The sequence below is a fragment of the Pallidibacillus pasinlerensis genome (genome assembly GCF_009996845.1).
GTDB lineage: Bacteria > Bacillota > Bacilli > Bacillales > Caldibacillaceae > Pallidibacillus > Pallidibacillus pasinlerensis.
In genome coordinates this window covers 14,878-29,337 of record NZ_JAACYS010000035.1, presented here as the reverse complement: position 1 = coordinate 29,337, position 14,460 = coordinate 14,878, and the positions used below count along the sequence as shown (strand labels likewise).

Annotated in this window: 17 protein-coding genes and 1 pseudogene; 4 read left to right on the top strand and 14 right to left on the bottom strand. The window is 35.2% G+C overall.

The window, feature by feature from the left end:
* The first annotated feature begins 162 nt into the window (after positions 1-162).
* Positions 163-510 (top strand): TerB family tellurite resistance protein, encoded by a 348-nt coding sequence (locus GW534_RS08870; protein WP_161920668.1) that lies wholly within the window; start codon positions 163-165, stop codon positions 508-510.
* Positions 511-697: 187 nt separating this feature from the next.
* A complete protein-coding gene (locus GW534_RS08865; protein ID WP_210253475.1) occupies positions 698-931 on the top strand; it encodes a hypothetical protein in 234 nt (77 codons plus the stop codon).
* Between the two features lie 159 nt (positions 932-1,090).
* Here GW534_RS08865 and GW534_RS08860 read toward each other — a convergent pair whose 3' ends face one another.
* From GW534_RS08860 to GW534_RS08845, 4 genes and pseudogenes are all read right to left on the bottom strand, one after another.
* The gene (locus GW534_RS08860; protein ID WP_161920666.1) at positions 1,091-1,765 is read right to left on the bottom strand and encodes a Type 1 glutamine amidotransferase-like domain-containing protein; all 675 of its coding nucleotides are present in this window, start codon (positions 1,763-1,765) and stop codon (positions 1,091-1,093) included.
* A 721-nt stretch (positions 1,766-2,486) separates the two neighbouring features.
* Positions 2,487-3,506 (bottom strand): annotated as a pseudogene (locus GW534_RS16405) (multicopper oxidase domain-containing protein); the annotation flags it as partial.
* A gap of 229 nt (positions 3,507-3,735) precedes the next feature.
* Positions 3,736-3,972, bottom strand: a complete 237-nt coding sequence (locus GW534_RS08850; protein ID WP_161920664.1) for a DUF2249 domain-containing protein — start codon at positions 3,970-3,972, stop codon at positions 3,736-3,738.
* A gap of 95 nt (positions 3,973-4,067) precedes the next feature.
* Positions 4,068-5,042, bottom strand: a complete 975-nt coding sequence (locus GW534_RS08845) for a methyl-accepting chemotaxis protein (protein ID WP_161920663.1) — start codon at positions 5,040-5,042, stop codon at positions 4,068-4,070.
* A gap of 198 nt (positions 5,043-5,240) precedes the next feature.
* Between GW534_RS08845 and moaC the strand changes: the two genes are divergently transcribed.
* Positions 5,241-5,744 carry a cyclic pyranopterin monophosphate synthase MoaC gene (moaC, locus tag GW534_RS08840; RefSeq protein WP_161920662.1) on the top strand — a complete coding sequence of 168 codons (504 nt, stop codon included), beginning with the start codon at positions 5,241-5,243 and terminating at the stop codon, positions 5,742-5,744.
* A gap of 144 nt (positions 5,745-5,888) precedes the next feature.
* Here moaC and modB read toward each other — a convergent pair whose 3' ends face one another.
* From modB to GW534_RS08820, 4 genes are all read right to left on the bottom strand, one after another.
* Positions 5,889-6,578, bottom strand: a complete 690-nt coding sequence (modB, locus tag GW534_RS08835; RefSeq protein WP_161920661.1) for a molybdate ABC transporter permease subunit — start codon at positions 6,576-6,578, stop codon at positions 5,889-5,891.
* A gap of 571 nt (positions 6,579-7,149) precedes the next feature.
* Positions 7,150-7,926, bottom strand: a complete 777-nt coding sequence (gene modA / locus GW534_RS08830; protein WP_161920660.1) for a molybdate ABC transporter substrate-binding protein — start codon at positions 7,924-7,926, stop codon at positions 7,150-7,152.
* 6 nt (positions 7,927-7,932) lie between these two features.
* Positions 7,933-8,439 (bottom strand): MogA/MoaB family molybdenum cofactor biosynthesis protein, encoded by a 507-nt coding sequence (locus GW534_RS08825; protein ID WP_161920659.1) that lies wholly within the window; start codon positions 8,437-8,439, stop codon positions 7,933-7,935.
* A gap of 17 nt (positions 8,440-8,456) precedes the next feature.
* A complete protein-coding gene (locus GW534_RS08820) occupies positions 8,457-9,065 on the bottom strand; it encodes a molybdenum cofactor guanylyltransferase (RefSeq protein WP_161920658.1) in 609 nt (202 codons plus the stop codon).
* Positions 9,066-9,241: 176 nt separating this feature from the next.
* On the opposite strand from GW534_RS08820, the gene GW534_RS08815 reads away from it, so the two are divergent.
* Positions 9,242-9,886: a Crp/Fnr family transcriptional regulator gene (locus GW534_RS08815; protein ID WP_161920669.1), complete on the top strand. Its 645-nt coding sequence runs from the start codon at positions 9,242-9,244 to the stop codon at positions 9,884-9,886.
* Here GW534_RS08815 and mobB read toward each other — a convergent pair.
* From mobB to moaA, 6 genes are read right to left on the bottom strand one after another with little or no spacing between them, the layout of a single operon-like run.
* Positions 9,883-10,374: a molybdopterin-guanine dinucleotide biosynthesis protein B gene (gene mobB / locus GW534_RS08810; RefSeq protein WP_161920657.1), complete on the bottom strand. Its 492-nt coding sequence runs from the start codon at positions 10,372-10,374 to the stop codon at positions 9,883-9,885. The genes GW534_RS08815 and mobB overlap by 4 nt on opposite strands.
* A 17-nt stretch (positions 10,375-10,391) precedes the next feature.
* Positions 10,392-10,625, bottom strand: coding sequence for a molybdopterin converting factor subunit 1 (gene moaD, locus GW534_RS08805; protein WP_161920656.1), 234 nt, complete (start codon positions 10,623-10,625; stop codon positions 10,392-10,394).
* Positions 10,622-11,092, bottom strand: coding sequence for a molybdenum cofactor biosynthesis protein MoaE (locus GW534_RS08800; RefSeq protein ID WP_161920655.1), 471 nt, complete (start codon positions 11,090-11,092; stop codon positions 10,622-10,624). Before GW534_RS08800 ends, moaD begins: the two co-directional genes overlap by 4 nt.
* Positions 11,079-12,386: a molybdopterin molybdotransferase MoeA gene (locus tag GW534_RS08795; RefSeq protein ID WP_161920654.1), complete on the bottom strand. Its 1,308-nt coding sequence runs from the start codon at positions 12,384-12,386 to the stop codon at positions 11,079-11,081. Before GW534_RS08795 ends, GW534_RS08800 begins: the two co-directional genes overlap by 14 nt.
* A 15-nt stretch (positions 12,387-12,401) precedes the next feature.
* Positions 12,402-13,418: a MoeB/ThiF family adenylyltransferase gene (locus tag GW534_RS08790; RefSeq protein ID WP_161920653.1), complete on the bottom strand. Its 1,017-nt coding sequence runs from the start codon at positions 13,416-13,418 to the stop codon at positions 12,402-12,404.
* Positions 13,419-13,423: 5 nt separating this feature from the next.
* The gene (moaA, locus tag GW534_RS08785) at positions 13,424-14,428 is read right to left on the bottom strand and encodes a GTP 3',8-cyclase MoaA (protein WP_161920652.1); all 1,005 of its coding nucleotides are present in this window, start codon (positions 14,426-14,428) and stop codon (positions 13,424-13,426) included.
* Between the last annotated feature and the right edge of the window lie 32 nt (positions 14,429-14,460).

Genomic DNA, 14,460 nt, shown 5'->3' with positions numbered 1-14,460 from the left:
TACTAATTTAAATTTATTTTAACATGATTTTTCAAAGTACGTTGTTTTAAACATTCCAAGTTTATTTGTTCACTAATTATTAGATAATTCAACATTTTCTCCTCAAGTTTTTTGATAAACTTAAATTAGAATCTATAATAATTTTTCGGAGGGAGAAAAAGGTTGAGATTACAGGAACTTGGAAAAGAAAAAGTTTCACTATTTATTGATTTATGTAAGCATGCAACGTTTATCGACCGAAATTATGCAGAAGCTGAAATAAAAAAGTTAGAGGAACTTTTTGAAGAAGGTAATCAGGAGAAAAACTTTGCCTTTCCGAAAAAAAGCCTTGATGAAATTTTACACGAAATGAACAAATCTTATACACACTTAGAAAAAGTTGTCGCTGTACAACAACTTCTTGATTTAATGAAATGTGACAAAACATACGATAAATACGAAAAAAGATTGTTAAAACATATTCAAGAGACATTAAATGTTAAAGATGAAGAATTGTATGCCCATGTTTAATTTTGTGATTAGTTTTTCCTTACCCGATTTTTTTATGTTGAAGAAATTTAAGGCCTAAATTCTTATATTTGGTGAGAAATATTTACATCGTTACGTTCAAAATAATGATTGTATCCTTCCTTAAAAGGACTTGGTTATGCTACTTAGTTGTGAAAATGATTACAGTTCCAAAAAGGAGCAAATGAACGTGTACGATGAAATTAAAGCCGTTTACTCTAGAAAAAATCGTGAATTAACATTAAATATTTATGATCAAGACGGGAATTTAATTGTGAGCTCCAAAATGCCGAAATTAGTTTCTTACAAAGTCGGTGAAACAGTCTACGGACCTAATAATGTTCTATATGAAGTTGTCGATGCGAAAGATGATGTGTTTAATCCTAAACAATTACACACCGCAATTTTAAAGAAAAAAGATTAATGTTGAGGCTGGCTCGGACAGCCTCTTGTTTTGGATTGCCGTTTCCACAACCTTGAAAGACTGCCTCGGGATTAAAAGATTCTGTTAATAGATTAATAAAATAAAATAATCCGATAGTCGCAATTGTAATAATACAATATAAAAAAAGAAACAGTTTATTCATCCGAACACCTTCTCTTTTGTAAACTTCCGAGTATCGCCTACTAACGTAACATTTCCTTGATCTACAATAATTCCGCCCTTATCTGTAATTCCATAAACACAATTTGTCTTTTCCTTTAAAACTTTTTCGATGTAACGATTTTGCAATTCCGATTCATCATAATGAACTTCGATGAAAAAATCGTTTATGAAATTCAATCCTTTATTGTATGAAAAGTATTTATAATCATCGTCAGGTGAAATATGATAATCGGCAAGTTGGATTAATGCTCCAGCACTCACGCCAATAACAATACCGTGGAATCGTTCGATTTCATCGATAATGTCAAATTTCTGTAACCGATCCATCATCCGGTCTGGCAAACCACCGGTAAAAAATATTACGTCACTGTTTTTTAATTTTTCTACTGTAGTTTCTTTTGTATCCGCAAAATAATTGAGCCAATCGATATTCTCGTCTTTAATACCGAAATCATTGAATGGTTGGACAATGTTTTGATAATACTTCCCTGATTTACTATATGCTTTCTGCCAATCACCGTCATTTTGAATTTTATTATTAAAGGAAAATGGGATGACTAACACTTTCTGTTTATCATTTAAGTATTTTCTAACAGTATCCTTCGCCCACTTTTTATGAAAGTTATATTGACTAAAAAGCATGTTTACCATGTGTTCCACATCCTATTCTTCGCCTGCAAGTTTATTTTCTAACTCGACTAAATTGTTAATAACCACTTTAACATCAGCTTCACTTTTTATCGTAAAAAAAAGTCTGCTTCCTCACTTGATGGTACGATGATTTTTCCAGCACTTTTCGCAGTCAGTTGCCTGTCTAGTACTTCTGCAAAGTTCGTTGCCACTCTTAATATTTTTGTGCTACGTTGACTATTTTTTATTCTCTCTTTTAATTTTCGATATTCTTCTAACCAGTATAACCGATCGTAATGAAAACATTTCTCCCCTTACAAATTCATCACTTTCATAATTAATAAGATAATACCAAAAATATGACGATATTTTTATTCATTCACATAAAAAAGCAGTCCAAATTATGAACTGCTTTTAAACGTTATTGTACAACCAAGATAGACGTCATTTGTTCATGACCGCTACCGCAATAAACATTACAATATATTTTATAACGACCAGGCTTTTTCGGTGTAAAGCTTGCTTCACCTCTTCCTTGGATATGCACATCAAAGTCATCAATCGCCATACTATGATAGCCTTCCGTACTTGTGAATTTAATCGTTACTTCATCTCCTGCTTTTACTACATATTCATTTTTATCAAATGTAAAATTAGTAGCTTTGATATTTAATTGATTATTAGACTCTACACTTTGTTCCTCTGGATCGGGTAGTTCCGGAATATCACCATCATAAGCAATAATTTTACCTACGGCACCCTTTTGCACATGGTTAAATTGATGGGTGACAAATTTATATTCGCCTGCATCTTTTAATGTAAATTCAACTACTGCTCCGCCACTTGCAGGAAGTCCGACTGTTTGCATCCCTTCGAAATGATTGGCTGGTTGGCCATCAATATAAACATCATCAAATAACGTACCAATCACATGGAAACTAGACGTTTCATTTGGTCCCATATTTGCTACATAAAACCGGATTTTCTCACCAGCTTTTACTTGGAACGGTTGATTGATTAGAGCACCGACGACCCCATTTGTATTGGCTTGACCATCATGAAGAGCTTTCGTTGAAAATACAACATGCTTCGGCACTCCATTTGTCATATTTTCAATATCGTTATATTCATACCATTCATTTTGAATAACGACAAATTCTCGAGCCACTTCATCATCCGTTGGATAGCCGCCTTTCGGTTTAACAATGATCGTTCCATGCATTCCATTTGCAATGTGGAGTAGGGCTGGATCTGTTCCGCAATGGTACATAAAAACACCTGGACTTGATGCTTTATAAACAAAGGTTCCTTCTTCATTCGAAGGTACGTTGGCAAAACCTTTATTTGGAGCAGTGTGAACCGCATGAAAATCCATACTATGGTCCATGGCGGGGTCCATATTTTCTAACGTAAAATGAATCATATCTCCTTCTTCGACAACAACTAACGGTCCTGGTGCTTCACCATTAAACGTCCAAGCTTTATACGTATAATCTTCATTAATTTCAATATCTGTAATTTGTGCAGTCATTTTAATATAAACATTACTTCCTTCACGACGTACTTCTAGAGGTGTAGGTGTCTGATTCAAATTTTCATGTTCTGGCATGACATGAATTTGTTCATGGTGATGGTGATGATGATTTGACGTTGATGCTGTCGTTTCTCCTGCATTAAATTTTATAATTAATAATGAAATAATAATAACGAGCCAAAATGCCACAACTATATTGATAATTGTTAGTTTTTTATCTGTAGTCATCTTATTCACCTTTCATTGAAAGATAAAATTACGTTTATAAGAATTATAAATGAAATTCGTTTTTGTTCATGTGATTTCCATCACATTATAATTATCCAAAATCTACTACTAATTAATAGTCACCAATAGCTCACCTCTATAAAGAAAGTGAAACACCGGACCCGTCCCTCTGTACCATAATAAAAAGGATCAATGACTGTTACTGTCACTGATCCTATAAAAAATTTATTTATTTTTTACCGATTGCAACGCGCCATAAATCTGGACCTTCTTGTAAATATTCCCAAGAAAATGTTCCTTCTCTTTCAATCATGAATTGATAATATAACGGTTTTGGATCATGATCATTTGTTAATTCTAGAAATTCTCCGGAATTTAAACCATCAAATGTTTCAAAAATTTGTCTATGGCGAACTCTTGGTTCAATATCTGGTGCGAAGATTTTAGCTGTAAATTGGATGTCCATCCTTTATCCCTCCATTAAGTTTTAATCTATTTACAGTTTACCGTGAATGAAGGGATAGAGTTGTGATAGACATCACAGAAGAAACGTGATTTTTATCACACTTTTTCGAGCTCTCGTGAATTACGTTTAAACTTTTCCACTTCTTGTACAGCATCGATTAATTTTTGACTAATAACTTCGCCTTCTTTTATATGCTCAATTAAAATTTCATTCGTATCTTGGAACAGTTCTTTCGAGTCATTAAATTTAATAATGACATCTTCACTCGTTGTTTTTTGCTTCTCAATATAATTTAGCAACTCTTGTACTTTTTCCTTAACTACACTAATTACTTCCATCAATTTTCCAATTTCATCATTCGCGTGCACATTCGCTTCAATGCCTTGTTCTACAATTTTATAACTAGCTTGACTGTTTTCATTCGCATGTTCAATTTCTTCCTGAATTTTTTTAATTAGCTCAATTATATTCGTCGTACTACTCCCAGCACTTTCCGCAAGCTTTCGTATCTCCTTTGCTACGACGGCAAATCCTTTTCCGTGTTCCCCTGCCCTTGCCGCTTCGATCGATGCATTTAATGATAATAGATTTATATTGTTAGAAATACCACTAATAAAATGAATAATTTCTTCGATTTCTTTTGAACTCTCACTTAAATGACCCATCGCGATTGTATTTTCCTTCAACTGATTGCCTAAATGATCAATAATATCTTTCAATTCATCAATCGATTGTTTCCCTTGTTCAGAAATAACAACCATTGACTCTGCTGAACGAATTAATGAATTTCCTTTTCCAGCCATATTTAATGTATTTTGTAAATTATTATTTGTGCTATCTTCCACCATACTGAACTCGTGATTTAATGCTGTAACTTTATTCATAATGACATGGTGTTCTTCGTTCACTTTCTCATTATCTTCAATTGTAGAAAGTAAATCTTTATGTAAATTATTTAAAAAGATTTGAAACTCATCTTCTCGTTCATCCAATCTTGCATTTAGTTCATCTATTCTTTGTTTTAAAAACTGAATTTCTTCTACGGTTGGTTTATATTTTCTGGAAAACATCTTCTTTCTTCCCCCTTTAACCGCGATTATTTATATAAAGTAATATTTAAAATACATGTTTTATCTAATTCAAAGATAACACTATGTAAATGATAGAATTGTGTTCTTATATTACAATTTTGTGAAATTGAAAAATACCGTTTTTTTACAATCAATATGTAATACAATAAGATTATCAATGTAAGAAAGGTGATAGATATGGCAGAATTTACTCACTTCAACGAACACGGTCGTGCGAAAATGGTTGATATTTCGGATAAAAAAGAGACGGCAAGACGTGCAGTAGCTTGCTCAAGTATACAAATGAGTAAAGAAGTTTATGAAAATATTACAGAGTTAAAAAATAAAAAAGGTGATGTGTTAGCTGTTGCCCAAGTTGCCGGTATTATGGGTGCAAAGCAAACAGCAAATGTTATTCCGATGTGTCATCCAATTCCAATTACCGGTGTTGATCTCACATTTCGTTGGGAAAAGAAGGAAAATAAACAGCATGAATTGCACATCGAAGCAGAAGTGAAAACAAAAGGAAGTACAGGAGTCGAAATGGAAGCATTAACAGCTGCATCAATTACTGCGCTAACCGTGTACGATATGTGTAAAGCTGTTGATAAAGGAATGGTCATTGGACCAACATATTTATTGGAAAAAAGTGGTGGTAAAAGCGGTGACTTTAAACGTGAAAAGGAGCTGTCCGAAAAGTAGAAAATACAGACTTTTGATGAGGAAATTGGCGGCGACTCCAGCGGGAACAGCACGAGCCTATAGACCTGCGCAAACGCGCTTGTGCGTTGAGGAGGCTGAGGCCGTGCCCGCGGAAAGCGTCCGCCAAAGTACCGAATAATTCCATCAATAATGTCTAAAAATTGACTTTTTGGACAGCCCCTTCACTTTTACCCGATTCGAAATAAATAATAGGACGAATGAAAATAAAATACTGATTGCTACATAATACCAAGCATTTAGTGTTTGCCCGGATTCAATCGAGAAGAATATCGCCGTTGAAATTGTTTGAGTTTTCCCGGGAATATTTCCAGCAAACATTAATGTTGCCCCAAATTCCCCGAATGCCCTCGTAAAACTTAATATGATTCCAGTAATGATAGATTTAATGGATAACGGGATGATTACTTTACGTAAAATTTGATTATTTGTCGCACCTAAGTCCTTTGCCGCATCAATAACATTTTCATTAACGGAGAGAAATCCTGTTTTAATAGATTGATACATCAGCGGAAAAGAAACAACAATTGCCGCAATAACTGCAGCCGGCACGGTAAATAATAGACTTTGACCGAAAAGCGTTTCAATTGCTTGTCCAATAAAACTTTTGTTACCAAAAATCATAAGCAATAAAAACCCGATTACTGTCGGCGGTAAGACTAGTGGCAGGAAGAATAACGTTTCAATAATGGCCTTCCCTTTAATAGGCTTTTTCACCATTATATAGGCCGCTAGCAAACCTATGAAAAATGTAATGAACGTTGCACATGCTGAGACAATAATCGTTAACTGCACCGGGTGCCATGAAAATTCCATATCCGAATAACCACCTATTTTTATTTTGGAATAAATATCTAGTTGATCTTGTCTCGTGTCATTCAAGGTAGATTTCGAGATGAATTGTCTTTGAGAATGACTATCATGGACATTTCAAGAGAGATTCCTAGCCTAAATGTCTACGAGAACAACTCTCATGGACATTTTAAGAGGATATCCCAGCCAAAATGTCTACGAGAACGACTATCATGGACATTTTGAAAGAGATTCCTAGCCTAAATGTCTACGAGAACAACTCTCATGGACATTTTAAGAGGATTTCCTATCCTAAATGTCTACGAGAACGACTATCATGGACATTTTAAGAGGATTTCCAAGTCAAAATGTCTACGAGAACAACTCTCATGGACATTTTAAGAGAATTTCCAAGTTAAAATGTCTACGAGAACAACTCACATGGACATTTTAAGAGGATTTCCTAGCCTAAATGTCTACGAGAACGACTATCATGGACATTTCACACTACTTTTTCAATCACAATGTCCTTGAGTCCCCCCTATCACAACCAAAACTGCACACTTTTAATCTAAAATTCCCATTAAAACATCACTCATGACTCTACAATAAACCCATACTCCTTAAAAATGCCCATTCCTTCACTCATGACAAACTGATAAAAGTCATCGATTGCCTCTTCCCATTCTCCTGAATGCTTACTTTTCCCTTCAATCACCGCAAGATAATAGTTAATCGGATCATAGAGCTCAGAACGAATCTTCTCCAATACTTTAATATCCTTCTCACCAATCACATCACTTGCATACACAATTCCCATATCAACTGAATTTTCTTGCACAAAAGTTAACACTTGCCGCACATCTTTTGTATACACAATTCGGTTTTCTAAATCCTCAAGAGCCTCCAACGCATCTAACGCTTGATACGCATAAGTGCCAGCTGGAACTGCTTCAGGAGTTCCAATCGCTAGTTTTCCATCACCTTCAACAAACTCTGCAAATGAACCATACTCTCCATCAACAGGTTGAATAACCACAAGTTCATTTTGAAAAAGAATATCTCCTTGTTCAACAAGTCCTTTTTCTTCTAACAACTGAAAATCCTTTTCTGAAGCTGAAAAGAATAGATCGATGCCTGCTCCTTGTTCGATTTGTTTTCGTAATGTACCGCTTCCACCGAAATTATAGTTAATTTTCACATAAGGATACACCGACTCAAAATTCTCCTTAATCTCTAGTAAACTATCCGTCATACTTGCAGCTGCTGACACCGTTAATTCTACTTTTCCGTCACTTGCTTCACCTGTCGCTTTACATCCGGTCAAAATAACGACTAACAAAATGAATGAGTACACTAAAATTTTTTTCAATTCACATCACCTTAAATCCTTATGGATTTCTTTTACGATATGGTGAAGCTCAGGAAGTATTAATTTTTCCATCGCTAACTTAACCGCACCTGTTGACCCGGGAATCGAAAATACAATTCGATTGTTCACAACTCCTGCAACAGCTCGGGATAATATACTTTTAGAGCCAATATCATCTACAAAGCTTAAATATCGAAAAATCTCACCAAATCCAGGTAGTTCTTTTGTGAAGAACGGTTGGATGGATTCAATTGTAATATCTCTTTGTGAAATTCCTGTTCCACCGTTAAAAATCACGGCTTCTACTCGATCATCATTAGCTGCCTTAAGTAGATTTGCTTGAATCTCATTTTTCTCATCACGAACTATTTTATATATGAGAACCTCATGATGTTCTCGCTGTAACAAATCAATTATTAATGGTCCACTTTTATCCGTATCTTTCGTTCTCGTATCGCTTACGGTAATAACCGCACACTGTACCGGCTTATTTTTCGAATGATTATGACTCATAACATCCCCTCCCTCCATTAACCTTGAATATACGTTCTATAATCTTCTTGATTATTTATGTTTATAAAAAATTGATCACATTCAATAAATACGTACTTAATCTTTTTATTAACTAAAAATTCCTGTAATGAATTTTGTTGCATCTGTAGACTTCGCTTTATTGCCCCTTGTAAAGAATGATGGTATATGGCAAGTAAGGGTTGAAGTTTTTCCTTTACAATTGGGACAATAACATCATATTTATTGCTTACATGGTCAAGCAAAAGTTCATAAACCTTGGCACTTATAAACGGAACATCAATTGGTGACACAAAATACCATTCAGCAGGGAAATTTTTCATTGCCGTATATATACCGCTTAATGGACCTTGTCCGCGAAATTCAGGTTCATCATTAACTATATTAATAGATTGCTTTGTTATAGCTTGATCAAATTGTTTCTTCAAATGAGGATTTGTTACGAGAACAAGCGACTGACAATGTTTTTCTAAAGCTTTTATTGAATATGTGTAAAATGGGAATCCGTCCTTTTCAGCAAAAGCCTTTGGTGAACCGAATCGTTTTGAATGGCCACCAGCTAAAATAACTCCTTGATATAACACAATTTTTCCCCACTTTCGATTCATTATTTCCATAAATTTGTCAAAACCATTAACACATTAAGTATACGATTAATGTTACAATGAGTTAAATAATAATTTTTCCCAAAGTAAAGGGGGCGTGCCAATTGCAAAATATATATGCTTCAAATAACAGAACACGTTTGCACCTTTCTGATGAACTTAGGAATTTACTAGAGTCAATGGCTACGAAAAAAAAGATTCATAAAGATACATTCCTTTTTTATCATGGTCAAGATGCTAAAGAGATTTATTTAATTAAATCAGGCATTGTACAAATAAGTATGAATTCTTCTGAAGGTGAAGAAATGGCATTACGAATTTGTAAGACTGATGATATTGTTGGTGAGCTAACACTTTATACCGACGATCCAAAATATTTATTAAACGCTCATGTGATGGAACCTGGAGAAGTGCTAGTCATTAATATTAAAAAATTACAAAAAGAATTAATGCGTAATCACAATCTAGCAATCGAAATGATGAAGTGGATTAATAATCACATGCGTAGGCTTCAATCGAAAATGCGCGATTTATTATTAAATGGGAAAAGAGGCGCATTATACTCCACTTTAATTCGACTATCAAATAGTTACGGAGTTAAACAAGATGATGGTATTTTAATAGATATCCAATTAACAAACCAAGAAATTGCTCGGTTTTGTGGTGCAACCCGTGAATATGTGAATCGACTTTTAAATGAGCTTAAGCGAAAAGGTATCCTAACAATGGAACCCTCTGGAAAAATTGTAATAAAAGATATTAATTATTTAAGAAGAGAAAATCAATGTGAAAATTGTCCAATTGAAATTTGTAACATGGATTAAAAATCTAGTAGATCACAATACCACTGAATAAACTCAGTGGTATTCTTTTTATGGAAAATTGTCGAATCTACTCTATCTACCTTTTCTGGAAAATTAGTAATGATAGCTTGTATATTTGTTAATTCTCGAAGTAATTCAAAGTCTTTTTCCTCATTAATTAAAACAATCTTTGGATAATCTTCATGTTTAAAACCTTCTAAAACGAGCACATTAATATCCATTATTTCATAAACTTGAATCAATTGACGTAAAGTCCATTCATTTTGAGATAATTGAAAAATATGTTCACCAACAACACCGGAAAGCACCGCTCCTGCTTGGCGATGTTTTTCACTATCTGTATACGAAAGTCCTAACGGAAGGCCACCATGACCATGATGCTTTAAAGAGGCAACACGCAAATTTCGACTCGCAAGTTCAGTAATTAATTGACTTGTCAGAGTTGTTTTTCCACTATTTTTATAGCCGACGATTTGAAAGATTTTCACTACTTGTCACCACTTTCTTAACCGCCACTCACGGGTGGTATAAAAGCTACTGTATCTCCAGATTGAACTGTGTCAAAATCCATGGCATATTCTTCATTAATCGCTACCATGCAATGATCTAAACTCGGAAATTTAAAATTTGCCTTCAATATTTCTTTTAATTGAGAAACCGTTGTTTCCATTAAATTAATCTCAATATCTTTGACGCCAAATTCTTCTTGTAGTTGAGCAAATAATAATATTTTTATCATTTCATATCACCTTCTGCAATATTTGGTTTTCCATCTGGGTATGGTACATTTTCTAATTGATCACCAATCCATGCTTCACCATTTTCCCAATGTTCCTTTTTCCAAATCGGCACCATTTGCTTAATTCGTTCAATCGCATATTCATTAGCTTCATAGGCAGCTCTTCGATGTGGTGATGAAACCGCAATAACGACGGCAATATCCGAAATATCTAAACGCCCGATTCGGTGGCTAATCGCAACAATTGTACCTGGCCATTTCCTTTGAATTTCATCACCAATTTTTGCGAGCATTTTTTCTGCCATTGGGACGTAAGCTTGATATTCTAAAAATAAAGTTCGCTTTCCCTTCGTCCATTCTCGAACAACTCCGGTAAACGTTGTGATAGCTCCAGCTTTTCTGCTTTCTACCTTCGCAATCACTTGTTCAACTTCGATTGGTTTATCAACTATTTCAAATAACTTCATCAGAATCGCCTCGATTTAATTTTTCAAATCCAGCTAAAAATGTATCGACCGGAGCTCCTTCTTGATCTTCTAAAAGAAGTACATCCACTTTCATACCTTTTGAAAATCCTCTCGTTCCACCGGGTAAAACTAGTAAAACATTGGCCCCTGCTAAAGAAGACACAACATTTGATTTATCAAGTCCAACTGGATGTACAAGTAACTGGCTACCATCAAATGTGACATAACCTCTTACAAACCGGTCAAACGGATTTGCCTTTGGAAAATCTTGTCCAAGAATCGCTTGTGTCCGTTTTAAAACTGGATTTTGGTTATGTAAAAATGTCCGTAAAATTGGTTTAACAAATAACTCACAGCCAACATAACATGCGGAAGGATTACCAGATAAACCGAATAATAGTTTTCCATCTTTTACTGCTATAGTTGTAACACTGCCTGGTCGCATGGCAATTTTATTAAACAATACTTCTGCACCAAGCATTTCATAGATTGCTGGTAAGTAATCATAATCTCCGACAGAAACGCCACCAGTTGTAATTAAAAAGTCCACATGCTCTAACGTGTTTTTCACTTGTTCATAACAAGTACGCAAATCATCTTTAAATTGTCCGAAGTAAATTGGTTCGCCGCCTGCCCGTTCGATTTGCGCCATAATCATATACGTATTACTGTTACGAATTTTTCCAGGCTCAAGAGGTTGGTCAACTTCTAACAATTCACTTCCTGTCGCAATAATTCCGATTTTTGGTTTCGCACTCACCGGTACTTGTTTATATCCAAAAGTAGCTAAAAGCGCAACAACACCAGGGTTGATATACGTTCCTTTCGATGCGAGGACCGTTCCTTTTTTCGTATCTTCCCCGATAAAGGAAATGTTTTCACCTTGTTTTACTTGGCGTTTTATTTGAATTGTTTGCTCGCCACTTTCCGTAACTAACTCCAACATAATCACGCAATCGGCTCCTTCAGGAATTTGCGCTCCAGTCATAATTCGTACCGCTTCATTTTCACCAACTACACCTTCAAAAACACTTCCGGCACCAATTTCGCCAACTACTTTAAATTCGATAGGATTATTCCGTGAAGCACTAACTGTATCTACGGATCTAATTGCGTAACCATCGTACGGTGAACGATCAAAGAATGGGACATCATGGGTAGCGACTAAATCTTCACCAAGAAAACGACCATAACTTTCTTCAATTGAAACATATTCTGTTGAACCATTTTTGGCATATTGTAAAACCCGTTTTAACGCTTCTTCTACTTTTATTGGCTTTCTTTTTTCTACCATTTTGGGGTCCCCTCCCTATCCTATTAGTTGGTAATAAATTTTTTTCGCAATATCTTTACAATTCGTTCCATGAATGAGAACTCTACCGTCTCGGAAAATGACCGTTCGATATGATTCATAATCAATAGAAAGTAAGTAAGGATTCATCTTTACTTGGCCAATTTTACGAAGCCGGGTTGCTAATATGTCAATCGGGATTTCATTACCCGTTCGAATTTGCACTGTATTTCTACCACATAAAACCTCTGATTTAGTTTGGTTTTCATACTGTAAATGCGGATATATCGGTTGTTTACCGCACGTTGGACATTGTTCCTTTTTCGCCCGCTCCACACGAATCGTTTGAAAATAATTATTCCAAAGATCAAAGGTTACAAGTGTTGTTCGGAGAGCCTCGTAATCTTCTACTAATATTTTTAAAGCTTCTGCACTTTGAAAGGCAGTTACCATTTGAACTGCTGGAGCTATAATTCCAACCGAGTCACATGTGGCACCTGAAACTGGCATAGCATCGAGTAAACATTGTAAACAAGGCGTTTCACCTGGCAAAATTGTAAAACTCATGCCTGTACTTCCAACACAAGAGCCCATAATCCAAGGAATATTGTGTTTATGACTAATATCATTAATTAAAAACCTAGTATCGAAATTGTCAGTTGCATCGATAATTAAATCGATTGATTGTTGTTCTATCACTGGTCGCAATGTATCGTAATTTGCATCCATAACATGGGCGTCAATCCATACGGATGAATTAATCGCTTGTAATCGGTTTTTAGCCGCAATCACTTTCGGTAACTGCTCGTGACAGTCTTGTTCTACATACAAATTTTGTCGTTGTAAATTGGTAAGTTCGACATAATCCCGATCAATAATCGTTAATTTACCAATACCAGCACGGACTAAATTTTCTGCATTCGTTGAACCTAATGCACCGCAACCAATTAATAGAACATGTTTTTTACCGAGCTTTACTTGTCCATCTTCACCGATAGGCTTAAACATTTTTTGCCGAGAATACCGATCCTTCATTGGCATCATCCTCCGATATAAGACATCTCTATCTTTTTCCTATTTTTACTTGTTGCCTCTGTCCGTTCATCCGAATATCGATCGGCACGATTACCCCAGATTTGGTGAATTACTTCAATAATCTCGGCATCACTTTTACTGTCACGAAGCATTTGTTTTATATCAACGCCACCGGAGGCAAACAAACATGTAAAGATTTTTCCATCAGCGGAAAGTCTTGCCCGTGTACATGTTGAGCAAAAGGATTCCGAAACGGATGTGATAAATCCTACTTCAGCATTCGTTCCTTTATATCGATACCGTTTTGCTACTTCGCCGATATAGGATGGGTCAACAGGTTCGAGATCAAAATGGTTTGAAAGCATTGTATAAATTTCTTTTTTCGAAATAACTTTACTTAAATCCCAACCATTTGATTCACCAACATCCATAAATTCGATAAAACGCAATGGAATTTCATGTTCTTTAAAATAACTTGCCATTGGGACAATTTCTTGTTCGTTCATTCCCTTTTTCACGACCATATTGACTTTTACTTCTAAACCGACCTGTTTTGCATGATGAATTCCCTTTAAAATATGTTTGGCACTTACGCCACTATCATTTATCGATTGGAATAACTCGTCATTTAACGCATCAAGACTCACGTTTACGCGTTTAAGTCCGGCATCTTTTAACATTTGTGCATATTTTTCCAGCAGTACGCCATTTGTAGTTAAACCAATATCTTCTAACCCCTCGATTTGAACAATGCGGGTAATTAATTGATGGATATCTTTTCTTAGTAACGGTTCTCCACCGGTTAAACGGATCTTTTTTACACCAAGATTGATGAAAATTCGTGCTAATCGTTCGATTTCTTCAAAGGTTAATAAATGTTCCCTTGGCATAAAAGCAAAATTCCGTCCAAAAATTTCCTTCGGCATACAATATCGACATCGGAAATTGCATCGATCCGTCACAGAAATACGAAGATCATGCATTGGTCTACCAAATTTATCAGTAATCATCGGTTCGTTCTCCTTAATCGTTCGTTTGTTAG

What these genes read in the sequence shown, in the direction of transcription:
- modB (WP_161920661.1), bottom strand. Translation starts at nt 6,578, where the DNA reads ATGGAATTTTCATGGCACCCGGTGCAGTTAACGATTATTGTCTCAGCA.
- GW534_RS08825 (WP_161920659.1), bottom strand. Translation starts at nt 8,439, where the DNA reads ATGAGTCATAATCATTCGAAAAATAAGCCGGTACAGTGTGCGGTTATT.
- GW534_RS08845 (WP_161920663.1), bottom strand. Translation starts at nt 5,042, where the DNA reads ATGTTTTCCAGAAAATATAAACCAACCGTAGAAGAAATTCAGTTTTTA.
- GW534_RS08820 (WP_161920658.1), bottom strand. Translation starts at nt 9,065, where the DNA reads ATGAATCGAAAGTGGGGAAAAATTGTGTTATATCAAGGAGTTATTTTA.
- GW534_RS08860 (WP_161920666.1), bottom strand. Translation starts at nt 1,765, where the DNA reads ATGGTAAACATGCTTTTTAGTCAATATAACTTTCATAAAAAGTGGGCG.
- GW534_RS08800 (WP_161920655.1), bottom strand. Translation starts at nt 11,092, where the DNA reads ATGAAGTTATTTGAAATAGTTGATAAACCAATCGAAGTTGAACAAGTG.
- GW534_RS08815 (WP_161920669.1), top strand. Translation starts at nt 9,242, where the DNA reads ATGGCTACGAAAAAAAAGATTCATAAAGATACATTCCTTTTTTATCAT.
- moaA (WP_161920652.1), bottom strand. Translation starts at nt 14,428, where the DNA reads ATGATTACTGATAAATTTGGTAGACCAATGCATGATCTTCGTATTTCT.
- GW534_RS08790 (WP_161920653.1), bottom strand. Translation starts at nt 13,418, where the DNA reads ATGAAGGATCGGTATTCTCGGCAAAAAATGTTTAAGCCTATCGGTGAA.
- GW534_RS08795 (WP_161920654.1), bottom strand. Translation starts at nt 12,386, where the DNA reads ATGGTAGAAAAAAGAAAGCCAATAAAAGTAGAAGAAGCGTTAAAACGG.
- moaD (WP_161920656.1), bottom strand. Translation starts at nt 10,625, where the DNA reads ATGATAAAAATATTATTATTTGCTCAACTACAAGAAGAATTTGGCGTC.
- moaC (WP_161920662.1), top strand. Translation starts at nt 5,241, where the DNA reads ATGGCAGAATTTACTCACTTCAACGAACACGGTCGTGCGAAAATGGTT.
- GW534_RS08850 (WP_161920664.1), bottom strand. Translation starts at nt 3,972, where the DNA reads ATGGACATCCAATTTACAGCTAAAATCTTCGCACCAGATATTGAACCA.